A 24839-nucleotide genomic window follows, 5' to 3' on the forward strand; every position below is an offset into this window, starting at 1 on the left:
TTGCTTCGGCTTTTGTGGAGCGGGGCTTGCTCCGCTGTTTCCGATCCAATACGGCAAGGCAGAAGCAGCGGGGCAAGCCCCGCTCTACGATGTAAGGCATTCGCGGCCAAGGCCGCTCCCACGGGTTTCGATGCGCCAAACGTCGCATTCGCCCGCGCGTTGCGCGACACTTGCGCGCAACTCCTTCGTCCGCAGGCCGCGCATGACCTGGTTCCGCCGCAAGTCGCTCGACACCATCACCCAGCACGAGGAAGGCCGCCGGCTGGTGCCCACGCTGGGCTGGCCGCACCTGATCGCGCTGGGCATCGGCGCCATCGTCGGCACCGGCATCTACACGTTGATCGGCGTCGGCGCCAACCTCGCCGGGCCAGCCGTGCTGATCTCCTTCGTCATCGCCGGCGTGGTCTGTGCCTGCGCGGCGCTGGCCTATGCTGAGCTGTCGACGATGATGCCGGCCGCCGGCAGCGCCTACACCTACAGCTACGCGGTGCTGGGCGAAACCATCGCCTGGGTGGTCGGCTGGAGCCTGATCCTCGAATACTCGCTGGTGGTCAGCACGGTCGCGGTGGGCTGGTCGGGCTATGCGGTCGGTTTCCTGCGCGGCCTGGGCGTCGACTTGCCGCTGGCGTTGACCGCCGGACCGCATGCAGGCGGCCTGATCAACCTGCCGGCGGTGCTGATCACATTCGTCGTCGCCGGCCTGCTGATCGCCGGCACCCGCGAAAGCGCCACGCTCAACGCGTTCCTGGTGGTGGCGAAGATCATCGCGCTGGCGGTATTCGTCGCGATCGCCTTGCCGAACTTCGACGCGGCCAACCTGCATCCATTCATGCCCTACGGCTTTGCCGAATCGAGCGGCGCGGACGGCGTGAAGCACGGCGTGATGGCTGCGGCGGCGATCATCTTCTTCGCCTTCTACGGCTTCGACGCGATTTCCACCGCCGCCGAGGAAACCAAGAATCCCGGCCGCGACCTGTCTATCGGCATCATCGGTTCGATGGTCGGCTGCACGCTGATCTACCTGGTCGTCGCACTGGCCGCGGTCGGCGCGATGAGCTTCGCCGTGTTCGGCAAGAGCGCCGAGCCGCTGGCGCTGATCATGCGCGAGCTGGGCCATGGCAGCGCGGCGAAGATCGTCGCGGCGGCGGCGGTGATCGCGTTGCCGACGGTGCTGCTGGCGTTCTTCTACGGACAGAGCCGCATCTTCTTCGTGATGGCGCGCGATGGCTTGCTGCCACGTAGCCTGTCCAAGGTCAGCAAACGTGGCACGCCGGTGGCGATCACCGTATTCACCGCGATCGTCACTTCGGCGCTGGCCGGCATCGCCCGCCTCGACGAGATCGCCGCGCTGGCCAACGCCGGCACGCTGATCGCCTTCATCGCCGTCGGCGCGTGCCTGCTGGTGCTGCGCAAGCGCGAACCGGATCGGCCGCGCGTGTTCCGCGCGCCGCTGGCGTGGCTGGTCGGCCCGGTCGCGATCCTCGGTTGCATCTACCTGTTCAGCAGCCTGCCGACCCGGACCCAGCTGTGGTGCCTGCTATGGAACGCCTTCGGCCTGCTGGTCTACCTGCTCTACAGCCGTCGCACCAGCCTGCTGGCGAAGGGGCAGGACGCCTGATGTAGGGTGGGCCTGGGCCCACCTGCACATCAATCCACTACGCGGCAGAACACCGCCTTGAGATAACGCGATTCCTGCACGTGGGCCATGAACGGGTGGTCGGCGCCGGCGCCTGCGACCTTCAGCACCTGGATCGTGCGTCCGGCATAGAACGCGGCGCGGCGCAGCATGTCGAGGAACTGCTCCTCGCTCACCAGCCCGGTGCAGGAGAACGTCGCGAACAGTCCGCCCGGCTTGACCACGCCCAGCGCGAGCTTGTTCATGTCGAGGTATTTCTTCAGCGCATTGATGACCTGGTCGCGGTCGCGGGTCATCTTGGCCGGGTCGAGGATCACCACGTCGTACTGGTCGCCGCGCGTGGCCGCGTCGCGCAGGTAGGGGAAGATGTCGGCCTGCACGAACTTCGGCCGCACCTGGTTGAGCTTGGCGTTGCCCTTGGCGATCTCGATCACGTCGGCATCGATGTCTACGCCGAGTACTTCCTCGGCGCCGCGCACCGCCGCATACACGGCGAAACCGCCCGTGTTGCAGCACAGGTCGAGCACGCGCTTGCCCGCGCACTGGCGGCTCAGCCATTCGCGGTTCTCGCGCTGGTCGGCGAAGAAGCCGGTCTTGTGCGCGCCGGCCGGATCGGCGCGGAACCTGATCCCGTATTCCTCGATCACCGCCGGCGCGGTGCCGCTGGTGTTGTGGAAGTCGAACGACTCCTGTTTCTGCACGTGCTCGTCGGCGAAGCTGTGGAAACGGCAACCGGGGAATTGCATGCGCAACGCGTCGTAGACCCATTCGCGATGGCGGAACATGCCGGCGCTGAAGAACTCGACCACCAGCAGGTCGTCGTAACGGTCCACGACCAGGCCGGACAGGCCATCGCCTTCGCTGTGCACCACGCGCCAGGCGTTGGAGATCTCGTCCAGCTTCAGCACATCGCGCCGCAGCGACACCGCCTCCGCGATCTTGCGCGCGAACCAGCCCTGGTCGACGGCGATGTCGGGATGGGTCTCGAGGATGCGCACGGCGATACGCGAATGGCCGTTGTAGAAACCGCGGCCCACGAAGACGCCATCGACCCCGACCACGTCGACGATGCTGCCGGGCTTGGGCCGCTGCGCGGGTTTTTCGACCAGTTTCTGGAAGATCCACGGATGGCTGGAACGCCACGCGTTCTTCAGGCGGACCACGGGCAATTCGGCGGGATTCGGTGCGTTCATGAACGTATTCTACCGGGGCGGTTGACCCGATCCGCCGCGACCGGGACAATCCGCCTCGAAGGGGAGTAGCTCCCGACGTCGTGGCCGTCATTTCGAGCCTGAACCAGGCTCCGGTCCGGCGGCAACCACGGGTATTCCGTGGTTGCGAGCGAGACCTTCGCCGCGATGGCGAAGGTTTGCGCTGGAACCCCGAAAAGCCGGTTTCCGATGCACGCCTCGGCCTTGCGGTCCGAGGCGTTCTCGTTTTCGAACCGGAGTTCTGCATGCAATCGATAGGCAATCCCTGGCTGTGGGGCGGCTTCGCCGTCGTGGTGACGCTGGCCCTGCTGGCCGACCTGGTGCTGATGCGCCACGGCGGCGCGCACAAGGTCACGTTCAAGGAAGCGCTGTGGTGGAGCGCGGGCTGGGTCGGCCTGGCCCTGTTGTTCAACGCCGGCTTGTGGTGGTACCTGGCCGAAACCGCCGGCCCGGTCCTCGCCCAGCGCGTCGGCCTGGAGTTCCTCACCGGTTACCTGGTGGAGAAGTCGCTGGCGGTCGACAACATCTTCGTGTTCCTGATGGTGATGAGCTATTTCGCCGTGCCGGAGGAACAGCGCCAGCGCGTGTTGGTGATCGGCGTACTGGGTGCCATCGTGCTGCGCGCGCTGATGATCTTCGCCGGTGCTGCGCTACTGGCGAAGTTCCACTGGCTGCTGTACGTGTTCGGCGCGTTCCTGCTGCTGACCGGGGTGAAGATGTGGTTCGCCGCCGGCAAGGAGCCGGACCTGGAACAGAACCCGGCGCTGCGCTGGATGCGCCGGCACCTGCGCCTGACCGGCGAGTACCACGGCCAGGCGCTGAGCGTGCGCCGCGATGGCCGGCGCTGGTTCACTCCGCTGTTCGCGGTGCTGGTGCTGATCGGCGTGACCGACGTGATCTTCGCGGTGGACAGCATCCCGGCGATCTTCGCGATCACCGCCGATCCGTTCGTGGTGCTGACCTCGAACGTGTTCGCGGTGCTGGGCCTGCGCGCGATGTTCTTCCTGCTGGCCGGCATGGCCGACCGCTTCCACCTGCTGCCGTTCGGGCTGGCGGTGGTGCTGGGCTTCATCGGCCTGAAGATGCTGGCCATCGACCTAGTGAAGGTGCCGGTGGTGGCGTCGCTGGGCGTGGTGTTCGCCATCCTGGCGGTCACGATCTGGCTGAGCCTGCGCCGGCCCCCGGCCGCGGCGGGACGCTGAATCCCGCCCTCGGCGGCCTTGGCTTCGGCCCGGGCCGTCGCCATGCAGGAGACATGGAACCCGCCCACCATCCCGACGACCCGCGCTACGACGCCCAGGCCCAGGGCCGCTTCGACCGCGGCCGCATCCTGCGCGCGCTGAACCTGAGCCTGGCCTTCGTCCTGCTGCTGGTCCTGGTGTACTCGGCGCACGGCAGCTTCGACGTGGCGCGCTACGCGGTGACGCCACAGAGCCTGGACGGCCTGCTCGGCGTGCTGACCGCGCCGCTGCTGCACGGTTCGGTCGAACACCTCGCCGCCAACGCGGTCGCCGTGCTGATCCTCGGCACGCTGGCCGGCAGCGTGTATCCGCGCGCGACCCTGCGTGCCCTGCCGCTGCTGTGGCTGGGCTCGGGGTTGGGCGCATGGCTATTGGGCGAAGCCGGTTCGCACCACCTCGGCGGCAGCGGCGTGACCCACGGGCTGGGCTTCCTGGTGTTCATGCTCGGCGTGCTGCGCCGCGACCGCGCGGCGATCGCCGCCGGCATGATCGGCTTCCTCTTCTATGGCGGCATGCTGCTGACCGTGTTGCCGCACGAAGCGGGCGTGTCGTGGCAATCGCACCTGGGCGGCGCGCTGGCCGGCGTACTGGCCGCGTTCCTGTTCCGCAGGTTGGATCCCGAACTGCCGCGCAAGCGCTACAGCTGGGAAGACGAGGAAGAGCTCGCGGCGGCGAACGATGAGCTGGAGCCGCCCGCGCCGCAGGACGTTCCGGTGTTGTGGCACCGTCCGGAGCAACGGCGTGGCGTGGTGCTGCGCTTGACCCGCCGTTCGGCGGTTGAAAGCCCGCCGCGCGATCCGCCCTCGGAGTGAAGCGCTTTTCGTAGGAGCGCCCTTCAGGGCGCGACCGATGGAACAACATCCGCCGAAAACTTAGCAGATCGGGTTTTCCGGTCGCGCTCTGAAGAGCGCTCCTACAACGACGCGCACATAACGGTGCGCGGCAACAACGTATAGTTCAGGGCCCTTCACCACGCCGGCCTGAACTTGAACATCGCATCGAGAATGTTGTCGGGATTGGTCTGCTTCGCTGCGCTGGCGGCTCACGACGCATTCGCAAGTCGGCGCAACGACGAACCTTCGTTTCACGTCATCGGCTATGTGTCCGACGCAAAGAAGTTGCCTCCGGTCAGCGCGCGCAAGCTAGACGTGATCAACTTCGCCTTCGCCAAGGTCAATCCGCAGCACGAAGTCTTCCTGCCCGGCGACACCGCACCGAACTCACTGGCCACGCTGACCGGACTGCGCAAGGACAACCCCCAACTGAAGGTGGTGTTGTCGATCGGCGGCTGGGGCGCGGGCAATTTTTCCGAAGCCGCGGCGACCGCGTCGGCGCGCAAGACCTTCATCGACACTTCGACCGCGCTGATGCTGGCGCACGATCTGGACGGACTGGACATCGACTGGGAATACCCGACCCAGCCGGGGCCGGGCATCAGCCATTCGCCGGCCGACCGCGAGAACTTCAGCCTGTTGCTTGAGGAATTGCGCGCGCGGCTCGACGTGCTGGGCCGCAAGCCGCGACGCCATTACCTGTTGACCATCGCCGCCGCCGACGGCAAGGCGGCGGAGGGACTCGAACTGGCGCGCATCGCCAAGGCGCTGGACTGGATCAACCTGATGACCTACGACTTCTACGGCAGCCTCAACCCGACCACCGGCCACCACGCCGGGCTGCGCCCTTCCGCACTGTCGCCGGCCGATGGCCGCAACGCCACGCGTGCCGTCGACGAATTCCTCGCCGGTGGCGTACCGCCGCGCAAGATCAATCTGGGCCTGGCGTTCTACGGTCGCCGCTTCGGCGACGTGACGCCGGAACACGACGGTCTGTACCAGCCCTTCGCCAGCGATGGCGGCTACGTGACCTGGCAGCAGATCCAGCGCGATTTCCTGGGCAAGGGCGGTTTTGTCCGCCATTGGGACGAAGCCGCGCAATCGGCGTGGCTGTGGAACGCGGCCGAACGCAAGATGATCAGCTACGACGACCCGCAGGCGCTGAAAGCCAAGGCCGCGTTCGTGCGCGAGCGCGGGTTGGGCGGGGTGATGTACTGGGAGCAGAGCACCGATCCGGAAGAGCAGCTGCTCGACGTGGTGCGCGAGGCCCTGCTGGCGACGCCGGCTCGCTGATTGGACGTTGGATTACTTGCCGGCGAGCGCGTCCGCGCCGAGCTGGCGATCGTGCCAACGTGAAAACACCAGCAACGACGTCGCCGCGCCGCACAGGCACAGGAACATGTCCCACTGCGTGTCCCATTGATCGCCCTGGGTGGCGAGGAACGCATCGGCATCCGCGCCGATCGCCAATGCCGCCCACCATTCGATCAGTTCGAAGAACGCGCTGAAGCTCAGGCACGCCGCCAGCACCAGATAGACCAACCATCCGCCGCGCCGCAGCGGAGTCAGCCGCAGCAGCAGTTCGCGCGCCAGGATCGCCGGGACGAAACCCTGCATCCAATGGCCGAGCCGGTCCCAAGGATTGCGTTGCGTGGCCAGCAATTCCTGCAGCCAGAACCCGCCCGGTGTCAGCGAATAGGTATAGGCACCGCCGTGGATGAGTACCAGCGCGTGCAGGGCCAGCAGCCAGCACAGCAGGCGGGTCAGCGGGAACCGGGGCCACTGCCACGCAATCAGCCCAAGTCCCACGATGGCCCACACCACCTCCAGCGACCAGGTCAGGCGGTCGTTGGCGATGGCGAACGATGCCACCAGCGCCAACACGACCACGCCGGCCAGCGCCCGGCGTTCGCCCTTGCCGGGCGGACGCCGTATCGCGGGCACGGCGGCACTCATCGCCGCGCTCAGAAATGGGCGATGAACTCGGCGCCCCAGGTGCGCGGCTCGTTGATCATGCCGGTCAGGTTGTTGAAGTCGATGCCGCTGACCGCACGGATCTGGTTGGTGATGTTGCGGCCGAACAGCGCCACTTCGTAATCGCCATTGCCCCAGCCGTAACCGACGCGCAGGCCGCCTTCCAGCAACGACTTGCCGGTGAACTCCTTCGACTCGTACAGGAAGAAGTTGACCTCGCTGCGATAGGCCCAGTCGGTGAACACAAAGAACTCGGCGCCCTCGCCGACCGGCATGCCCCAGCGCGCGGTCAGGTTGTGGGTCCACTTCGGCGATTGCGGCAGCGGGTTGCCGTCGATGTTGGCGCGGAAGCTGCCCGTAAGCGGGTTGAGTTCGTAGGGATTGGTGACCGTGCAGTTCGGCCGGGTGGGATTGATGGTATTGCCGCAGGTCGCCACCATCAGGCCTGCATCCTGGATTTCGGTGTCGTTGTAACTGCTACCGAAAGTGACCAGCAGGTTGTCGGTCAGGTAAGCCTGCAGGTCGAGCTCGAAGCCCTGGCCGACGCTCTTGTCGGCATTGAGCAGGATGTTGGCATTGCCGCTGCCGCCCACCGCAGTCAATTGCTGATCCTTCACGCGATAGTGGAACAGGCCGAAGGCGATGCGCGCGCGCTTGTCCCAGAAGTCGGCCTTCACGCCGGCCTCGAACGACAGCACGGTTTCCGGCCCGGCGACCGTCTTCTCGTTGAACGCGCCCGCGCTCTGGATCGAACTGCCACGGAAGCCGGTGGCGACGCGGCCGTACAGGTTGACGTCGTCGTTGACGGCGTAGGTCGCCGACAGGTCCCAATTGAACTTCTTGTCCTCGGTCGACGCAGACAGGTTGGGGTCGGCGGCGTTGCCCGCGGCATAGGCGGCCTGTTGCGCGGCGAGCAGGCCGGCGAGGTCGCATTTGGCCGACAGCACGCAGGGCACGAAGCCGGTGTTCCAGTATTCCTCGACGCCCAGGTCCTTCTTGTCGACCGTATAGCGCGCACCAGCGCGCAATTGCAGCTTGTCGGTGGCTTGCCAGGTCAGGCTGCCGAACACCGCCCAGGCATCGTTGGTCTGGTTGATGCGCTGGTAACCGTCTTGTGCGCCGTTGTTCAAGGAGTCGTAGCTGAAGCTTTCGACGTCGTAGTCTTCCTTGAAATAGAACACGCCGGCCTGCCAGTTCAGCGGGCCCGGGTAGTCCGATTCGACGCGGAATTCCTGCGTCCATTGCGAATGCTTCGGAATGCCGTCCGCGGTTTCGGAAGCGAACGGGATGACGCCCGGGCCGGAACTCGGGAGGAACACGGCACCGTAGCCACCGTCGATATCGCCCCGGCTGTAGGTCTCCACCGACTCGTAGCCGGTGATCGAGAACAGCTTCAGCTCGCCGAAGTCCCAGTTCAGGCGCGCGCTGCCGCCCTTGCTGTCGAGTTCGGAATGGTTGTAGCCGTCGAGCGACACCTTGTCCTCGTCGAAGCCATCGACGAAATCGTTGGTGCCGGGCTTGAAGATGTTGGCGCGGAACAGGCGCGCGGTGCCGTTGAGATGGCGCGCGTGTGCGTTGAACAGCGCTTCGAAACCTTCGCCCTCGTACAGGAACTGCACGCGCGCCGCGCCTTCGTCGTAGCCTTCGAAACCATCGTTCGGGCCGGGATAGGTGTTCTTCACCCAGTCGTCGCGGCGCTGGAACAGCACCGATGCGCGCGCCGACCACTTGTCGGTGAGGCCGCCGCCGACCGCGCCTTCCACGTTCCACAGGTTGTCGCTGCCGTAGCCGACCTTGCCGTAGCCGCCGAATTCCTGGGTCGGCCGCGCCGAGTCGAACTTGACCACGCCAGCCGGGGTGTTGCGGCCGAACAGCGAACCCTGCGGGCCGCGCAGCACTTCGACCTGGTCCAGGTCGAACAGCGGGAAGCCCTTGAGGATCGGGTTTTCCTGCACCACGTCGTCGTACACCAGCGACACCGGCTGCGAGGTGTTCAGGCGGAAGTCGGTGTTGCCGTAACCGCGGATGTAGAAGCGCGGGAAGGCGCGGCCGAACGAGGATTCGATGTTCAGGCTGGGCACGCGGCCGGACAGGAAGCGGATATCGGTGCCGCCGGAAGCCAGCGCGTTGAGCTTTTCGCCGCTGACCGTGCTGATCGAAACCGGCACGTCCTGGATGTTCTCGACCTTGCGTTGCGCGGTGACCTGCACGGTGTCGAGGACGACGGCTTCCTTTTCCGCCGGTTTGGCGGCTTCCTGGGCGAAGGCGGCCATCGGCAGCAGCGCGGCGATGGCAAGGGCGAGGCGGGTCGGGGTCATGGTGGGTTCCGGAGAGGGGAATGGGCGGCGCACAGCGGGCAGCACGCGAATGTTGCAGGACAGCAGTCGGCGGGGCAACGGTTTTTTTACAGTCTCCGCGGCGCCTGAAACCGATGTTCCGCGGGCATGACTTTGTGCCGTTTCCCGTCACGTCCGGCTCACTAGAATCGACGCCTTGTCCCCTTCCGAGGCAGGAGCCGCCCGATGAGCCAGTGGTACTTCCACAACACCGCGACCAACCAGCGTACCGGCCCGCTGGAAGGCGACGCCGCCCAGACCTGGGCGCGCAGCCATCCAGGCGATCTGTGCTGGCGCGAAGGCCTGTCCGGTTGGCAGGCGGTCAAGTCGATGCCCGAGTTCGCCGATGCCACGGACACCACGGTCACTCCGCCGCCGCCGTTGCCCAACGGCGCAAGCCGCCGCAGCGACGACATCGATTACCGCATCGTCGGCAACGACATGCAGTTCGTCGAAGTGGAGCTGGATCCGGGCGAAAGCGCCATCGCCGAAGCCGGTGCGCTGATGTACAAGGACGCCGCGGTGCAGATGGACACCCTGTTCGGCGACGGCTCGCACACCGGTTCCGGCGGCGGCTTCATGGACAAGCTGCTGTCGGCGGGCAAGCGCGTGATCACCGGCGAAAGCCTGTTCACCACCGTGTTCACCCATGCCGGACAAGGCAAGGCCAAGGTCGCCTTCGCCGCGCCCTACCCGGGCACGGTGCTGGCGATGAAGCTGGACGAACACGGCGGGCGGCTGATCTGCCAGAAGGACAGTTTCCTGGCGGGCGCACGCGGCGTCAGCCTGGGCATCTTCTTCCAGCGCAAGATCCTCACCGGCCTGTTCGGCGGCGAAGGCTTCATCATGCAGAAGATCGAGGGCGACGGCTGGGTGTTCGTGCACGCCGGCGGCACCGTGGTCGAGCGCGAACTGCAGGCCGGCGAGCGCATCGACGTCGACACCGGCTGCGTGGTCGCGTTCCATTCGACGGTGAACATGGACGTGCGCCCGGTCAGCGGCATCAAGAGCCTGTTCTTCGGCGGCGAAGGCGTGTTCCTTGCCACCCTGACCGGCCCGGGCAAGGTGTGGCTGCAATCGTTGCCGTTCTCGCGCCTGGCCGGACGCATGCTGCAGGCCGCGCCGCAGGCGGGTGGCAGCAACCGCGGCGAAGGTTCGGTACTTGGCGGGCTAGGCCGCATCCTCGACGGCGACAACGGCTTCTGAGCGAACCGGACGAGCGGCCGGTCCAGACTGGAGCGGCCGCTCCCGCACGATGCAGGTTTCAGCCCCTGACGCGAAGCCAGGCGTTCAGGGCGAAGCACAGCAGGCCCAGCAGGAACGCCAAAGCGCCCACCGACAGCAACACGGGAAGCTCGTGCCCGGTCAGGTGCGCGGCCAGCGCCAGCATGAAGGCTGGCAGGCCCAGGTTGTGCAACCAGAAATGCGCCTGTGCCAAGCGGGTCTGCGCCGCCGCCGGCCACAATCGGTACACGACGCCGGCCATCGCCAGCGACAGCCACCCGGCCAACAGCACGTGCGCGTGGACCGGCATCAGGCTGAAGTTCTGGGTCATGCCCATGTACAGGCCCAGGCTGGCGCCGACGATCAGGTACAGGACTGCGATCCAGATGAAACGTTGCGCCATGGTTGTGCTCCCCGCTGTGGTGTCCGCTGAGAACGCGCGCCGCAGGTGCGACAGGCCAATACTCAGCCCAGGTGCCCCAGCGGCAGCGCGCGCGTCTGCTTGACCGTGCGCAACACGAAACTGGAATTGACGTCGGCGACGCCGGCGTTGTTGAGCAGCCGGTCGAGCAGGAACCGGGAGAAGTGTTCCAGGTCTTCCACCACCACGTGCAGCTGGTAATCCATGTCGCCGGTCAACGCGTGGCAGGCGACGACTTCTTCCCAATCGCCGATGGCGTCGATGAACTGTTCGATGGCCGGCTGGCCGTGGCGCTCCAGTTGCACCCGGACGAAGGCCTGCAGGCCCAGGCCCACCGCGCGCGGTTCGACCTGCGCGGCGTAACCGGCGATGACTCCGGCCGCTTCCAGCCGCTGCACGCGGCGCAGGCAGGCCGACGGCGACAGGTTCACCTGCGCGGCGATGTCGGCATTGGTGGCGCGGCCGTCGCGCTGCAGCAGGGCCAGCAGGCGCAGGTCGGTGCGGTCCAGGGCAATGGATTCGGCCATTTATTGCTCTACAAGACAAATTCCTGCAACAAGATTGCGACATAACGGCCCCTGGACGCAACTTTGCAAGCCCGTTGCGCGGCTTGCCCGCTACGATGCCGGCATGCCACCGGAGTCCACGATGAACGAACCGCGCCGCGTCGAACACCAGCAGACCGACAAGGGCTACGTGCCGGTCTACACCACGGCGGTGGTCGAACAGCCTTGGGAGAGTTACGCCGCCGAGGACCACGCGACCTGGGGCACGCTGTTCCAGCGCCAGCGCGAAGTGCTGGTCGGCCGCGCCTGCGACGAGTTCCTTCAGGCGCAGGACGCGATGGGCATGAACCCGCGCGCGATCCCGCGCTTCGAGCAGCTGAACGAAGTGCTGGGCGCGGCGACCGGCTGGACCCTCGTCGGCGTGGAAGGCCTGCTGCCGGAGCTGACCTTCTTCGAACACCTGGCCCATCGCCGCTTTCCGGTGACCTGGTGGATCCGCCGCCCCGAGCAGATCGACTACATCGCCGAACCCGACCTGTTCCACGACCTGTTCGGCCACGTGCCGCTGCTGATGAACCCGCTGTTCGCCGATTACATGCAGGCCTACGGCGCTGGCGGTGTGAAGGCACACGGCATCGGCGCCGAAGCGCTGCAGAACCTGACCCGCCTGTACTGGTACACGGTGGAATTCGGCCTGATCGATACGGCGGAGGGCCTGCGCATCTATGGCAGTGGCATCGTGTCGTCGAAGGGCGAGTCGCTGCACTCGCTGGAATCGGCGGCGCCCAACCGCATCGGCTTCGACCTGTCGCGGATCATGCGCACGCGCTATCGCATCGACACGTTCCAGAAAACCTATTTCGTCATCGACAGCTTCGAACAGCTGATCCGTGCGACCGAACCCGACTTCACCGGCCTGTACGCGGAACTGGCCGCCCAGGATTCCATTCCCGCTGGCGAGGTGCGCGACGGCGATCGCGTGTTCCAGCGCGGCACCGGCGAAGGCTGGGCGACGGACGGCGACGTCTGAATCACGACGACGCCGTCCGCCAACGGTTCGACCAGCGACCGCTCAGTTCGGATTCAATACCAGTCCGCCGAGCCGTATCAGGTTGCTTTCGCGACTGGTCGGAATGGGGAGCAGCGTAACCTTGGCGCGGATTTCGTCCTCATCGAGGATGGCTCGCCCGCTGTCTTCATCGAGCGCGCTTCGAGGCACGAATAGCTGAATGGCGCGCGTGTACGCGCTGTGGCTGCCGTCGAACGTGGTCGTTGCGTCGTAGATCGTGCGCAGCGCGTCGTCGGTGCCGTCGCCGGGCGTATCGTCGCCGATCAGTTCGCAAACCTCGCGGTAGTGCTGCCCTGTCGCGAGGTCGTGGCTGCTGGCGGCGACCGTATAGCCGACGTACACGCTTACGTTGTCGCTGTTCGCGACGGGGGTGATGGTCAAATTGACGGCTTGGACCGATGCCATGGGATGCTCCTTGTCTCCGGATGAATCCGGGCCGTTCGGCCCGGGCGACCCCCTGTCATCTGGAACAACGTCGCCACGGAATCACTGCGGCCACTTCCCGCACCCTGCTTCAGCTGCGCAGGCCGGCGCCCTTCTTCAGCAGCCACAGGCCCACCGCCGCCAGTGCGACGACAAAGCCGAGCATCAACGCGTACGCCACCCAAAGCGGCACGTCGCTCTGGCCGAGCAAGCCGTAGCGGAACGCGTTGACCATGTAGAAGATCGGGTTGGCGTGGGTCGCCGCTTCGGCCCAGGCGGGCAACAGCTTGACCGAATAGAACACGCCGCCGAGATAGGTCAGCGGAGTCAGGATGAAGGTCGGCACGATGGCGATGTCGTCGAACTTCTTCGCCAACGCGGCGTTGACGAAGCCGGCTAGCGAGAAGATCGTCGCGCCCAGCAACACCGTGCTCAGGGTGACCAGCGGATGCGGCACGCGCACCTTGGTGAAGAACATCGCGATGACCAGCACGATGGCGCCGACCATCAGCCCGCGCAGCACCGCGCCGGCGACGTAACCGCCCAGGATCACCCAGTTCGGCATCGGGCTGACCAGCATTTCCTCGATGTGGCGGCCGAACTTGGCGCCGAAGAAACTGGAGCTGATGTTGCCGTAGCTGTTCTGGATCACGCTCATCATCACCAGGCCCGGCACGATGAACTCCATGTAGCTGAAGCCGCCCATGTCGCCGATGCGGCTGCCGATCAGGCCGCCGAAAATCAGGAAATACAGGGTCATGGTGATCGCCGGCGGCACCAGGGTCTGGCCCCAGATGCGCAGGATGCGGTTGACCTCGCGGCGCACGATGGTACCCAGCGCGACCAGGTTCTTCTGCCCGGTGGTCTGGCTGGCGGTCAGGGTTTCGGTGGTCGAGTTCACGCTGCCTTCTCCTCGTTGCCGGTCAGGCGCACGAACAATTCCTCCAGCCGGTTGGACTTGGTGCGCATCGAACGCACGCGGATGCCGGCATCGTTCAACGCGGCGAACACGCTGTTCAGGTCCATCGCCCGTGGCATCTCCACGTCCAGCGTGTGGTGATCGGCGGCAACCAGGGTGGTGCCTTCGATCGCCGGCAGTTGGGCCGGCAATTGGCCGTCGATGTCGAACAGGAAGCCTTCGACGTCGAGCTTGGCCAGCAGCGCCTTCATCGGCCCCTGCTCGACGATGGTGCCGCGGTCGATGATCGCCAGGTTGCGGCACAGGCTTTCGGCTTCTTCCAGGTAGTGCGTGGTCAGGATGATCGTGGTGCCGGCGGCGTTGATCTCCTTCAGCACCTTCCACATGTCGCGGCGGATCTCGATGTCGACGCCGGCGGTGGGTTCGTCGAGGATCAGCAGCCGCGGGCGGGTCATCATCGCCCGCGCGATCATCAGCCGGCGCTTCATGCCGCCGGACAGGGTGCGGCTCATCACGCCGGCCTTTTCCCACAGGCGCGCGCGCTTGAGTTCCTCTTCGGCACGCACCAGCGCCTCGGCGCGGGGGATGCCGTAGAAACCGGCGTAGTTGACCAGGATGTCGAGCGGCTTCTCGAACAGGTTGAAGTTGATCTCCTGCGGCACCAGGCCGAGCAGGCGCATCGCCGCATCGCGGTGTCTCGACAGGTCGACGTCGAATACCTTGACCTCGCCCGAGCTCTTGTTGACCAGGGAGCTGACGATGCCGATGAGTGTGGACTTGCCGGCGCCATTGGGGCCGAGCAGGGCGAAGAAGTCCCCGGGCGCGACCTGCAGCGACACGCCCTTCAGGGCGGTGGTGCCGTTGTCGTAGGTCTTGCGCAGGTCGGTGATGGAAAGGGCGGGGGCTGAAGCAGCGGCGAGGGAAGCCATGTGGTGCCTTGTGGCGCGGCGCGTGCGCAGAAGCGTCGGAAGGTGCGCGGGCTTATTATAGGCGTCCCGCCGGGCCGGACCCGGCACCAGACCGTTCCATTCGCCTTGGCTATCGTCCAATTCCCGCTGCGCCTGGTTTCGCGGCGCATGCTGGCGCCCAGCGTCGGCCACTATGCATTCTCCCGGGCCGACGGCCAGCCGCTGGACTTCGTCCCGGGCCAGTTCATCCAGGTGCATTTCCATTACGCCGACGGCACCGCGACCAAGCGCAGCTATTCGCTGGCGACGATCCATGACCACGCGCTGGGCCCGGGCGAGCAGGTCGAGATCGCGGTCAGCTTCGTGGCCGGCGGCGCGGCGACCGCGCTGTTCGAGAACCTGCCCGAAGGCGGCGAGATCCAGGCCAGCGGCCCGTACGGTCGCTTCTGCCTGATGCCCGGCGACAGCAACCGACGCTACCTACTGATCGCCACCGGCACCGGCGTGACGCCGTACCGGGCGATGTTGCCGCAGATCGAAAAACTGATCGGCGAACGCGGAATCGAAGTGGTGGTGCTGCAGGGCGCACGCACGCCGGTCGAGTTGCTGTACGGCGACGAGTTCCGCGCGTTCGCCGACGCTCATTCGAGTTTCCGCTACGTGCCTTGCCTGTCGCGCGAAATGCCGTCGAACCCGCACCCCGATGTGCGCCACGGCTACGTGCAGCAGCACCTGGCCGAGTTCGCGCCGAACCCGGAAACGGACATCGCCTACCTGTGCGGCAATCCGAACATGGTCGATGCGTGTTTCGAGTCGTTGAAGGAAGCGGGCCTGCCGGTTCCGCAGATTCGTCGCGAGAAGTACGTCAGCAGCAAGTGATGGGGACGGCTGTGGCCGCCTTGCAGGTCAGCGGTCCCGCGTAATGCTCTTCGGTAGATCGAACGTGCCTTCCGGCAACGTGCGGTAGTCGACCGATTGCACTTGCCATTCCTGCGGCAGGCCGGCGCCGGTTTCGCCGCGGTAGAACAACACCAGGCCGGTTTCCACATCCAGCCACATGTCGCCACGGCTGGTGAGGCCGGGGCCGGTATTGCGGGTGAAGCGGTAGCGCCAATGGCGGGCGTTCTGTCCGGCGACCAGTCCCGGGCCCTGCGATTGGCAGTTCGCGAACATGCCTTGTCCCGAGCAGGGCGCTTGGGGATCGAATACCAGCGGCCAGCGCGCTTTCAAGGCCGGTAATGCCGCGCCCTTCGCATCGACGATCCAGCCCGGCTGGCCATCTCCGGGCAACAGCAGGCGGTAGGCCTTGCCGGCGGCGTCGCTGAAATCGATGCGCAACGCATCTTCACGGAAGTACACGGTTACCGGTTCCAGCTTTCCGCGTGGCGTGGCTCGGGTCAGCGGACCCAGCTGGTTGGTCATCACTTGGGCGACGCCTTCCGTGGACGATTGCGCATGGGCAACCGCGGCGCAGACGCATGCCGCCAGGACCAGACCACGACGAGCCAAGCGGCGGCGCATCAGTGGTCCAGGTTGCGGGTTTCGTAGATCGGCGACTGCATGCGCACAATGGCGTAGGACTCGATCGGCAAGCGGTCGGTGATCGGGTTCAACGGCGAACCTTCGAAGGTGCCCGACTTCAGGTATTCCGACTTGCCCTTGAGCACCCAGCTGACGAACGGCACCACCAGCGGGGCCTGGTAGGTCACCCGAATCTTCAGGATGTTGGCATCCTGCACGCTGACGCCGCTGCGGCCAACGCTGTCGCTGCGGAATGCGAGGCTGTCGTTGGGCAAGGCATACTGGCCGTTGTACTGCTTTTCCTTGTGCTCATTCCATGCGGAACGGGTTGGATTGATCACTTCGACCTTTCCGAACAGCGCCATCTCGGCCTTTGCTTTGAGATAGGCGGTTTCCAATTCGGTCATCGACGTCTTGTGCGCGAACAGCGGGGTCATGCCGCGCGCCAGCCCGTTCTTCATCTCACTCTTGTCGGCGCCGTGAACTGCGCCCGCACGTGCCGCTTCCAATGCCGCGTAGTCCAGCGTCGCCTTGATCCGGTACAGCAACACGAATTGGACGATGGACAGGATCAGGAACAGCAGCACCGGCGCGGCGATGATGAACTCGACCATCGATTGTCCGCCGACATCGCGGCGCGGGTTGTACGAACGAAGACGAGGGCTCATGCGGTTCTCTCCTCCGGCCAGCGCACTCACGCCGGCCGCCATGTCCAGGTTTCGCCGATTTCGGGCTGCAGCGCGTCCAGCGCGCCGCCATGCAACTCGACCACCGTCTGCGCGCCGCGACACGCCGCCGCACGCCACGGCGCCACGTGGCGACGCACGCCGCACACGCGCTGCCTGGCGTCCAGGAACACCAGATCCAGCGGATAGGTCATGCCCAGCGTGTGCACGCTGGCGCACGGCTTGATCACCAATGCCTGCGAACCATCGCGGGCCAGTGGCGCGCGCAACAGCAGCCCGCGCAGGCGCTGCCACCAACGATCGGCCATCCAGACCTGCTCGATGGCCGGTTTGTTTCCGCGCTGGATGCTGCCTGTCCTCACAGGATGCCTTCCTCCAGCATCTTCAGATAGATGAAGTAGCCGATGAACAGGAAGATCAGCGGGAAGAAGAACATCACCAGCGGGAACATCATCTTCACCGGCGCTTCCAGCGCCAGCTTCTCCGCGCGCAGGAAGCGCTCCTCGCGTCGCTGGCCGGCCTGCGCACGCAAGGTTTCGCTGAGGTTGGCGCCGACCTTGTCGGCCTGGATCAGCGCACTGGTGAAGTTGGTGATCTGCGAGATGTCCATGCGCTCGGCCATGCGCTTCAGCGCTTCCGAACGCGGCAGGCCGGCACGCAGGTCGCGCAGCATGCGCGAGAACTCCTGCGACAGCGCTCCCGGCGGTCCCTTCGCGACCGCCTGTTCGATGCCGCCGGTGACGTTGAGGCCGGCTTCCACCGACATGGTGATGAAGTCGAGGTACACCGGCAGGTCGCGCACCACCGCGCGCTGGCGCAGCTTGCGCCGCTCTCCGAGCCAGAGCATCGGATACAACCAACCGAGCACGCCACCGAAGACCAGGCACATGAAGCCGGCGCCAATGCCCAGCTTGCCCAGCATCAGCGTGCACAGCAGGAAGAACGCGGCGACGATGCCCGCGCTGACCAGGCGCAAGCCGTAGAACTCTTCCGGGGTCAGCGTGTAGTCCTGTCCCGCCGCCTGCAACTGGCGGTGGGTCTGTTCCATCTGCGTCACCTTCAACCGTGGCGCGATCCAGCGGGTCGTCACCGTCACCAACGGCCAGATCAACTGCATGATCCGCGGCAGTGGGTCGTAGTAGGTGCGGTCCTCAACTTCGACTTCGCGCAGCGCGCCGCGCGTGCCCATCACCACCAGCAGCACGGCGCCAGCGGCGAGCAAAGCGAAAATGACAAGCATCCAGGTCATACGTCGATCGTCATGATCTTGCGGCACATGCGGTAGCCCAAGTACTCCATCACCACGCAGATGGCGATCACCAGCCAGCCGTGCCAGGTATGGAACATCGGCTGCATGGTGCTGGAGTACATGAAGGTCAGGTAGCCGATCAGGAACACCGGCAACATCGCCATCACGATGCCCTGCAGCCGGCCTTGCGAGGTCAGGGCCTTGACCTTGTTCTCCATGATCAAGCGCCGGCGCAGGGTTTCGGCCAGCGTGGCCAGGGTCTCGGCCAGGTTGCCGCCGACTTCGCGGGAAATGTTCACCGCGGACACGAACAGCTTGGCGTCGACGATAGGCACGCGGTCGCTGAAATGCTCCAGCGCCTCTTCCGTGCGCACGCCCAGGTGCTGTTCGCGAAGCACCAACGCCAGTTCCTGCGCCAGCGGCGGCTGGCCGTCATGCACCAGCACTTCCATCGCCGGAGCGAAGCCGACGCCAGCGCGCAGGCTGCCAGACAGCATCTGCAACGCATCGGGCAACTGCTCCTGGATCTTGTCGATGCGCCTCTGCTTCATCCACGCATAGACCTTGCGCGGCAGGAACGCGAGCAGCGCCGCCAGCAGCAGCGCGATGATCAGGCTGCCGGTGACGAACCACACCAGCAACGGCACCACCACCAGCAGCACGGCGTTGAATAGGAACAGCTGGGTGGTGTCCATGAACAGGAACATATCGGACAGGTTCAGCCGCGCCTGGTCGACGAAGTTCTCGCGATAACGGTCCCAAAAACGCGCACCGGCGCGCACCGCTAGCAGCGCGCCGAGCAGGAAGCAGACGAACAACACCGCGCCGAGCAGCCAGGCACCCATCAGTTGCCCCCATTCGTGTTGCGGAAGATGCCCAGGTCGACCGGCACCCCGCGTTCGGCTAGGCCTTCGTAGAACTCCGGCACGGCGCCGGTGGCGATGAAATTGCCGGCGACCTTGCCATCCGGCCCGTGGTAGGTGGTCGGCTTGAACAGGAATACGTCCTGCAACTGGATCGTGCCGCTCTCGATGCCGGTGACTTCGGTGATGTGGCTGACCTTGCGCGATCCGCACGGGTAGCGGCGCTGGTGCACGATCAGGTTCACCGCCGAAGCGATCTGCTCGCGCACCACGGTCATCGGCAGGTCCATGCCGGCCATCATCACCATTACCTCGAGGCGCGACAGCGTCTCGCGCGGATTGTTGGCGTGCGCAGTGGTCAGCGAGCCTTCGTGGCCGGTGTTCATCGCCTGCAGCATGTCCAGGCTTTCGCCGCCGCGGCACTCGCCGACGACGATGCGGTCGGGACGCATGCGCAACGCGTTCTTGACCAGGTCGCGGATGGTGATCTGGCCCTTGCCCTCGGTGTTGGCGGGACGCGCTTCCAGCGCCACCAGGTTGGGCTGGACCAGTTTCAGTTCGGCGGCGTCCTCGATGGTCACCACCCGGTCGCCGTCGGGGATGAAGTTCGACAGGATGTTCAACAGGGTGGTCTTGCCCGAGCCGGTGCCGCCGGATACCACGATGTTCATGCGCTCGCGCACGGCCATGGTCAGGAATTCGAGCATGCGCTCGTCCAGGGAACCGAACTTCAGCAGGTCTTCGCCCAGCAGGCGGCGCTTGGCGAACTTGCGGATGCTGATGCTGGGTCCACGCAATGCCACCGGAGGGATGACGGCGTTGACGCGCGAGCCATCCTTCAGGCGCGCATCGACCAATGGCGAGCTTTCGTCGATGCGCCGACCCAGCGGAGTGACGATGCGCTCGATCGCGGCCAGCGCCGCGCGCTCGCTGGTGAACACCACCTGCGAACGCTCGATGCGCCCGGCGCGCTCGATGAAGATCTCGTCGTGCGCGTTGACCATGATCTCGGTGACGCTGTTGTCCTCGATCAGGTCCTCCAACGGCCCCAGCCCGATCGCCTCGTCCAGCACTTCCTTGGCCAGCCGGCGCGGGTTGATGTATTTGGGCAGGTCGCGGAAATCGCGTTCCAGGATCTCGTTGATCAGGTTGATGGTGGTGTCGCGCAGCTGCTGATCGCCCATGCTGCGCACGTCGACGCGGCGCAGGTCGAGCTGGCGAACCAGCGCGGCATGCACCTTGCTGCGCCACGCATTGATGTCGGGACGCACGTCTTCGCTGCGTGCAAGCTCGGTGTTCTCGGCGGCGGGTTCGGCAGGAGGGGGCGCCGTTCTCACCGCTTCGACCGGCTGGATTGCGGCCGCCGGCGCGGCTTTGCCGTTGGCCGCCTTCCTGTGGGACATGGCGCCGTCGTTCGCCGCATTGGAGTTGGTGACCTGCAGGGTGTAGTCGCCGATGCGCACCTCGTCGGCCTTGCCGATCGGACCATGTTTCGAGGTCACCCGCGTGCCGTTCACCGTGATCGGCGCCTTGCCGCCCAGTGACAGGATGTAGACGCCGTCGTCCTCGCTGATCAGCGAAGCGTGCTTGCTGGCGATGGACCAGCCCTGCAGCATGACCAGGTTGGCGTCGTCGCGGCCGATCCCGCATTCGCGGTGCATGCATTGCACCGAGCGCGGGTCACGGCCAGGGGCGTTGATCACTACGTTGAACATCGGCGTCAGTTGATGTGCTTGCGTTGCAGTTTGGTGGTGTCGGTTTCCAGCGATTCGCGGATGGCGTCGCCGCGGCGCAGCGCGTCGATGTTCTCCTGCGAGGCCGGGGTGACGATGCGCGGGGTGACGAACACGACCAGCTCGGTGCGATTACCGCGGAAGCCGTCGGAGCGGAACAGCCGACCGATGATCGGGATGTCGCCCAGGATCGGGAACTTGTCCACGGTCTTCGATGCCGAGGTGTCGAGCAGGCCGGAAATCACGATGGTTTCGCCGGCATGCACGTTGATCTCGGTTTCGGTGCGGCGGGTCAGGAAGCCCGGGACGCCTTCCACCTGCACGGCCGGATCGATGCGGCTGACTTCGGCCATGATCGAGGTGGCGATCTGGTTCGCGGCGTTGACCGTCGGCGAGATGTTCAGACGGATGCCGTATTCCTTGTACTCGACCTGACTCTGGCCGAGGATCGACGGGATCACGATCGGCACTTCGCCACCCACCAGGAAGGTGGCGTTGCTGCCGCTCTTGGCGCTGAGCTTGGGCGAGGCCAGCACCCATGCCTTGCCGCGGTTCATCAGCAGATTGATGCTGGAGGCAATGGTGGTGGCGATGCCGAAATAGGCCTGGGTTCCGGGCAGCTTGGTGGGCAGGTCGTCCTTGATGTCCTCGAACGTGTCGTTGTCCTTCGGCAACACGCGGAAATAGTTGTTGGTGGTGACATCGCGGATCAAACCGCCGACGGGACCGCCGATGACCGAATCCCAGCGAATGCCCAGCTCGTCCACGGCGTTCTTGTTGAACTCCATGATCTGCACGTCCATCATCACCATCGGCCGCATCCCGACCGGATCCTGACCGGCGAAGTTCAGGATCTGCGGATAGGCTTTCTGCAGCAGCGCGATGCGCTGCGTGGTGGCTTCGTCCAGGTCGCGCCCGGACACGATCACGTTCGGCCCGACCGACTTGACCACCAGTCCCGGCACGTCGCCGAGCAATTCGCGCACGGTGTCGGCCAGCCCGTCGCCCCTGATCGGCGTGACCGTCACCGGCACGTCGCGTTGCGAACCGTCGCCCAGCCACAAGTGCACGTTGGTATCGCCTGCAGCGGTACCGATCAGCACGACTTCACCGCGGCCGACCGTGTAGACGTTGACCACCTCGCCGTTGCCGACGGCGACGCGGCGCAGCGTACCCGGCACCCGGTGCACCACCGCCTGGCCGGCGTACAGGCTCAACTTGCGTGGCAACAACGGCGCACTCGAAGGCCGGCCGTCGCCGGCCAGGGCCTCGGCCCGTGCTTGCGAGCCGGAGCCCGAACCCAGCACGTCCTGGATCGCCGCAGCCGCGCTTCCGGTGATTTGCTGTGTATCCCGTGCCGCGCCTGCCTGGTCCCTCGCCGGCGTCAGTTCGGCCGGGGTGACCGCCGGCTGCGCCACCTGTTTCGGCGCGATCGCAGGCGTCGGTGTTTGCGCCATCGCGGCCGCCTGCATCACGCACAAGGCGAAAAACACTGCGACAAACCCTTCCTTGCGGCGCCGCACGGGCCCGCGTCCTTTCGTCTCCGTCATGCCGTTCTCAGCCCTTTCCGCCAATGATGAATTCAATACCGCTGCTGCCGCGCGCGCCGCCTGCGCCCAACGATTGCAGCAGCTCGTTCTCGCTCAGGCCGCTGGCCGATCCTGGCGAGGTGTCGTGCAGTTCGCGTAGCAACACGCGCAGGTTGCCGGCCTTCGACGCGACCGCCAGCTGATTGGCCTGCCGGTGGTCCAGTTCGAGAGTCACGCTGGAGAAGCCTTGCGCTTCGTCGTCGGTCTCTCCTTCCGGCGTTACCTTCTCGCCGACACGGCTGCCAGTCGCCAGCACCTTGATCTGGCTCAGCAACGGCAACACCTCGACGCCAGTCGCCGTGCCCTGCTCAGCGTCCTTCATGAACAGGATGTCGATCAGATCGCCCGGGGCAATCATTCCTGAAACCGAGTTGTTTTCGTCCACGCTCAGCGTGTACGCAACCTTGCCTTGCGGGATCACTTTCGAGAACTGGTCGTACAACGGCACCAGTGCTGCCGCGCTGAGCGGTGCACCACCGCGCACGGGCGCACGCAGCATGCGCCCCTCGTACTCCGTGTGGTTCTCGGGAGTGACTGCGTCGGCCGGAGCCAACTCGGCGGGCACGCTGCGCGAAGCCAGATCGCCGGCCGCGATGATCGCGCCCTGCGGCATGTCCTCGACCGGCACCGCGACCTGGACCATTTCCCTGTCGTCACGGGTGCGTTCGTCGACCTGCTTCTGTACGTAGCGCACCGCGATCAGCGCGGCGAGGATCGCCATCACCACGGCGATGATGATGTAGAGCAGGTTCCTGCTGATGTTCGGTTTCTGCATGGGTGGTTGCGCTTGGTCTGTGGGGCGTTTACGAGCGGATCGGGATGTCGGACCACGAAATGGCGTAGACGAACGCCGAATACGCTTCCTTCAGCGCGGTCACGACGTCGTCGATGATGCTGGGGCGGGCGATCAGCACGATCACCACCAGCATCACCACGACGGTGTATTCGATGGTGGCCTGGCCCCGCTGGCGGCGGCGCGCGGCGATGGCATCGGCGTGGATCCGGTTCATTCGATCACCGCGATGACGACGGTTCCGGCCTGCGACTTGCTGGAGGAGACGGTGACCCGCTTGTCGCCATTGACATAGCGGGTGACGCACTCGGCGCTGCTGGTCTTGCAGGGGGTCTTGGCCGGTTCTCTCACGTAGCCCTTCGGCGCCAGGTTCCTGGCGTAGAAGTCGCTGTTTTGCTGCGGGCTGTAGCGATTGACCATGCTGATCGTCCGTACCCGCGCCGGCGTGTCCAGGTAGACGATGTCCTCGGCCACCGTGGTATCCGGCATGCGTGCGAAACCCGCGCCGATGCTGTCGGCGGATGGCGGTTTCTTCGGCAACTCCATGACCCCGATCTGGCCCTGGGTGGAATTGCCCGCCTGGGTCAGCTCCACGGTGATGTAGTGCTTGGCATCGCGGGTCGGGTAACCGAGCACGCTCTTGCCGCGATGCGGCGTGTCGATCATGCGCCGGCCCCATTCCTCCCGGTAGAACGCCTTGACCTTGTCGACCGGCAACGGCACGGTGAAGCGGCTGGCGCGCATGTGCAGGCCGTTGTAGAGCATGTCGTCGCTGACGATCTCGCCCTTCGCCCCTTCCGGCACCGGAACCTCGGGCCAATCCGCGGCGATCGCAGGCCACGTCGTCGACGCGAGCAGTGCGAGAGCGGCCGCGGGGTAACGACGATGTCTCATCTCCTTCCCCTGACCGGATATTCGGCGAGCTTGTCCGAGGGAACGATGTCGGGTTCCACCGTGCCGGGTTCCAGCCGGCTGATCGCTCCGATCACCGGCAGGAATTCCAGCGGCTTGAACATGTCCAGCACCTTGTCCAGGCCTTGCAGGTTGGACGACGGTGCCAGCGGCCGGATCGTCTTGACCACGCTGCGGCTGCCGCTGCGGGGACCGGACGCGTTCCATGCGTCGACCAAGAGGGTTTGTTTGCGGTCGAGTACCAGGTTGAGATTGTCCAGTGGTTCTAGATAGCGCGCGCGCGAACCATCCGAGAGCTGGAGGTCACGAATGTTCAACTTGACGTTCGCCGTGACGTAGCCGCGGCTGTTGGGCGGGAACCTGCCGACCCTGGGCAACAGGTTCAGCGCATCGTCCATGCGCCCGGGCGACCCGGTCTGGCTCAGGCGGCGAAGCTGCAGGTTGTCGCGCTCCAGCAGTTTGCGGTTAGAGAACGTGTTCAACATCTGGTCGCCGAACTCGCCGCTGGTTGGAACGGCGCCGAGGTTGCTGCGGATCCGTGCATCGGCCGCGGCGAAGTTCCGGTCCAGTGCCTTGCGCTCGGCCTCGCGCTGGTTCGGCAGCGCGTAGTCCTTCGACACGGAGGCTTCCCACGCCGCGTTGCGCGCCGCCTGCTGCGCCATCTGGTTGATGTGGCCGTACTTGGCCACGATGGGGATCAGCAGGAACAACGGCACCAGCACCGCCGCCATCACCGCCAGTTCGGTCAACGCCTGTCCGCGCATGGCACGCGGCGACAAGAATCCTTGCATG

Annotated in this window: 26 protein-coding genes; 7 read left to right on the forward strand and 19 right to left on the reverse strand. The window is 65.7% G+C overall.

Going from position 1 to position 24839, the window contains the following annotated elements; genetic code table 11:
- The first annotated feature begins 202 nt into the window (after window positions 1-202).
- Window positions 203-1618: an amino acid permease gene (locus J5837_RS05460; protein WP_210535687.1), complete on the forward strand. Its 1416-nt coding sequence runs from the start codon at window positions 203-205 to the stop codon at window positions 1616-1618.
- 29 nt (window positions 1619-1647) lie between these two features.
- Here J5837_RS05460 and J5837_RS05465 read toward each other — a convergent pair whose 3' ends face one another.
- On the reverse strand, window positions 1648-2829 hold the full coding sequence (locus tag J5837_RS05465) for a class I SAM-dependent rRNA methyltransferase (RefSeq protein ID WP_210535688.1): 1182 nt from the start codon (window positions 2827-2829) through the stop codon (window positions 1648-1650).
- Window positions 2830-3092: 263 nt separating this feature from the next.
- Between J5837_RS05465 and J5837_RS05470 the strand changes: the two genes are divergently transcribed.
- The 3 genes from J5837_RS05470 to J5837_RS05480 all read left to right on the forward strand — a co-directional run bounded on the left by J5837_RS05470 (window position 3093) and on the right by J5837_RS05480 (window position 6214).
- The gene (locus J5837_RS05470; RefSeq protein ID WP_210535689.1) at window positions 3093-4049 is read left to right on the forward strand and encodes a TerC family protein; all 957 of its coding nucleotides are present in this window, start codon (window positions 3093-3095) and stop codon (window positions 4047-4049) included.
- A gap of 53 nt (window positions 4050-4102) precedes the next feature.
- Window positions 4103-4900 carry a rhomboid family intramembrane serine protease gene (locus tag J5837_RS05475; RefSeq protein ID WP_210535690.1) on the forward strand — a complete coding sequence of 266 codons (798 nt, stop codon included), beginning with the start codon at window positions 4103-4105 and terminating at the stop codon, window positions 4898-4900.
- Window positions 4901-5092: 192 nt separating this feature from the next.
- Window positions 5093-6214 carry a glycoside hydrolase family 18 protein gene (locus J5837_RS05480; RefSeq protein ID WP_210535691.1) on the forward strand — a complete coding sequence of 374 codons (1122 nt, stop codon included), beginning with the start codon at window positions 5093-5095 and terminating at the stop codon, window positions 6212-6214.
- Between the two features lie 12 nt (window positions 6215-6226).
- Here the strand turns inward: J5837_RS05480 and J5837_RS05485 are convergent, their stop codons facing one another.
- Window positions 6227-6877, reverse strand: coding sequence for a DUF2238 domain-containing protein (locus tag J5837_RS05485; RefSeq protein ID WP_210535692.1), 651 nt, complete (start codon window positions 6875-6877; stop codon window positions 6227-6229).
- Between the two features lie 8 nt (window positions 6878-6885).
- On the reverse strand, window positions 6886-9213 hold the full coding sequence (locus tag J5837_RS05490; RefSeq protein ID WP_210535693.1) for a TonB-dependent receptor: 2328 nt from the start codon (window positions 9211-9213) through the stop codon (window positions 6886-6888).
- Between the two features lie 204 nt (window positions 9214-9417).
- On the opposite strand from J5837_RS05490, the gene J5837_RS05495 reads away from it, so the two are divergent.
- A complete protein-coding gene (locus tag J5837_RS05495) occupies window positions 9418-10437 on the forward strand; it encodes a TIGR00266 family protein (RefSeq protein WP_210535694.1) in 1020 nt (339 codons plus the stop codon).
- A gap of 58 nt (window positions 10438-10495) precedes the next feature.
- On the opposite strand, the gene J5837_RS05500 is transcribed toward J5837_RS05495, so the two are convergent.
- Both J5837_RS05500 and J5837_RS05505 read right to left on the reverse strand, forming a co-directional pair.
- Entirely contained in the window at window positions 10496-10858 is a 363-nt protein-coding gene (locus tag J5837_RS05500) for a hypothetical protein (protein ID WP_210535695.1), read from the reverse strand.
- A 62-nt stretch (window positions 10859-10920) separates the two neighbouring features.
- Complete coding sequence (locus J5837_RS05505; RefSeq protein ID WP_210535696.1) at window positions 10921-11403, reverse strand: Lrp/AsnC family transcriptional regulator; 483 nt, start codon at window positions 11401-11403, stop codon at window positions 10921-10923.
- Between the two features lie 121 nt (window positions 11404-11524).
- Between J5837_RS05505 and phhA the strand changes: the two genes are divergently transcribed.
- Entirely contained in the window at window positions 11525-12412 is an 888-nt protein-coding gene (gene phhA, locus J5837_RS05510; RefSeq protein ID WP_210535697.1) for a phenylalanine 4-monooxygenase, read from the forward strand.
- A 42-nt stretch (window positions 12413-12454) separates the two neighbouring features.
- On the opposite strand, the gene J5837_RS05515 is transcribed toward phhA, so the two are convergent.
- From J5837_RS05515 to J5837_RS05525, 3 genes are all read right to left on the reverse strand, one after another.
- The gene (locus J5837_RS05515) at window positions 12455-12856 is read right to left on the reverse strand and encodes a hypothetical protein (RefSeq protein WP_210535698.1); all 402 of its coding nucleotides are present in this window, start codon (window positions 12854-12856) and stop codon (window positions 12455-12457) included.
- Between the two features lie 109 nt (window positions 12857-12965).
- Window positions 12966-13775, reverse strand: coding sequence for an ABC transporter permease (locus J5837_RS05520; protein ID WP_210535699.1), 810 nt, complete (start codon window positions 13773-13775; stop codon window positions 12966-12968).
- On the reverse strand, window positions 13772-14722 hold the full coding sequence (locus tag J5837_RS05525; RefSeq protein ID WP_210535700.1) for an ABC transporter ATP-binding protein: 951 nt from the start codon (window positions 14720-14722) through the stop codon (window positions 13772-13774). The genes J5837_RS05520 and J5837_RS05525 overlap by 4 nt, the downstream gene beginning before the upstream one ends.
- Before the next feature lie 57 nt (window positions 14723-14779).
- On the opposite strand from J5837_RS05525, the gene J5837_RS05530 reads away from it, so the two are divergent.
- Window positions 14780-15580 (forward strand): ferredoxin--NADP reductase, encoded by an 801-nt coding sequence (locus tag J5837_RS05530; RefSeq protein ID WP_425504829.1) that lies wholly within the window; start codon window positions 14780-14782, stop codon window positions 15578-15580.
- 27 nt (window positions 15581-15607) lie between these two features.
- Here J5837_RS05530 and J5837_RS05535 read toward each other — a convergent pair whose 3' ends face one another.
- The 11 genes from J5837_RS05535 to J5837_RS05585 all read right to left on the reverse strand — a co-directional run bounded on the left by J5837_RS05535 (window position 15608) and on the right by J5837_RS05585 (window position 24838).
- Entirely contained in the window at window positions 15608-16123 is a 516-nt protein-coding gene (locus J5837_RS05535) for a hypothetical protein (protein WP_244755633.1), read from the reverse strand.
- Between the two features lie 98 nt (window positions 16124-16221).
- On the reverse strand, window positions 16222-16890 hold the full coding sequence (locus tag J5837_RS05540; protein ID WP_210535701.1) for a TadE/TadG family type IV pilus assembly protein: 669 nt from the start codon (window positions 16888-16890) through the stop codon (window positions 16222-16224).
- A gap of 26 nt (window positions 16891-16916) precedes the next feature.
- Window positions 16917-17270 carry a DUF192 domain-containing protein gene (locus J5837_RS05545; protein WP_210535702.1) on the reverse strand — a complete coding sequence of 118 codons (354 nt, stop codon included), beginning with the start codon at window positions 17268-17270 and terminating at the stop codon, window positions 16917-16919.
- On the reverse strand, window positions 17267-18157 hold the full coding sequence (locus tag J5837_RS05550) for a type II secretion system F family protein (protein ID WP_210535703.1): 891 nt from the start codon (window positions 18155-18157) through the stop codon (window positions 17267-17269). Before J5837_RS05550 ends, J5837_RS05545 begins: the two co-directional genes overlap by 4 nt.
- Window positions 18154-19002, reverse strand: coding sequence for a type II secretion system F family protein (locus J5837_RS05555; RefSeq protein ID WP_210535704.1), 849 nt, complete (start codon window positions 19000-19002; stop codon window positions 18154-18156). The genes J5837_RS05550 and J5837_RS05555 overlap by 4 nt, the downstream gene beginning before the upstream one ends.
- Complete coding sequence (locus tag J5837_RS05560) at window positions 19002-20681, reverse strand: TadA family conjugal transfer-associated ATPase (RefSeq protein WP_244755635.1); 1680 nt, start codon at window positions 20679-20681, stop codon at window positions 19002-19004. The genes J5837_RS05555 and J5837_RS05560 overlap by 1 nt, the downstream gene beginning before the upstream one ends.
- Before the next feature lie 59 nt (window positions 20682-20740).
- Complete coding sequence (locus J5837_RS05565) at window positions 20741-22246, reverse strand: pilus assembly protein N-terminal domain-containing protein (RefSeq protein ID WP_342345507.1); 1506 nt, start codon at window positions 22244-22246, stop codon at window positions 20741-20743.
- 64 nt (window positions 22247-22310) lie between these two features.
- On the reverse strand, window positions 22311-23117 hold the full coding sequence (gene cpaB / locus J5837_RS05570) for a Flp pilus assembly protein CpaB (RefSeq protein ID WP_210535706.1): 807 nt from the start codon (window positions 23115-23117) through the stop codon (window positions 22311-22313).
- A gap of 28 nt (window positions 23118-23145) precedes the next feature.
- The gene (locus J5837_RS05575) at window positions 23146-23352 is read right to left on the reverse strand and encodes a hypothetical protein (RefSeq protein ID WP_244755637.1); all 207 of its coding nucleotides are present in this window, start codon (window positions 23350-23352) and stop codon (window positions 23146-23148) included.
- Window positions 23349-24029, reverse strand: coding sequence for a hypothetical protein (locus J5837_RS05580; protein ID WP_210535707.1), 681 nt, complete (start codon window positions 24027-24029; stop codon window positions 23349-23351). Before J5837_RS05580 ends, J5837_RS05575 begins: the two co-directional genes overlap by 4 nt.
- A complete protein-coding gene (locus tag J5837_RS05585) occupies window positions 24026-24838 on the reverse strand; it encodes a TadE family protein (RefSeq protein ID WP_244755639.1) in 813 nt (270 codons plus the stop codon). Before J5837_RS05585 ends, J5837_RS05580 begins: the two co-directional genes overlap by 4 nt.
- Between the last annotated feature and the right edge of the window lies 1 nt (window position 24839).

This window comes from Pseudoxanthomonas helianthi (genome assembly GCF_017939625.1).
In the GTDB taxonomy this organism is placed as follows: Bacteria; Pseudomonadota; Gammaproteobacteria; order Xanthomonadales; family Xanthomonadaceae; genus Pseudoxanthomonas_A; species Pseudoxanthomonas_A helianthi.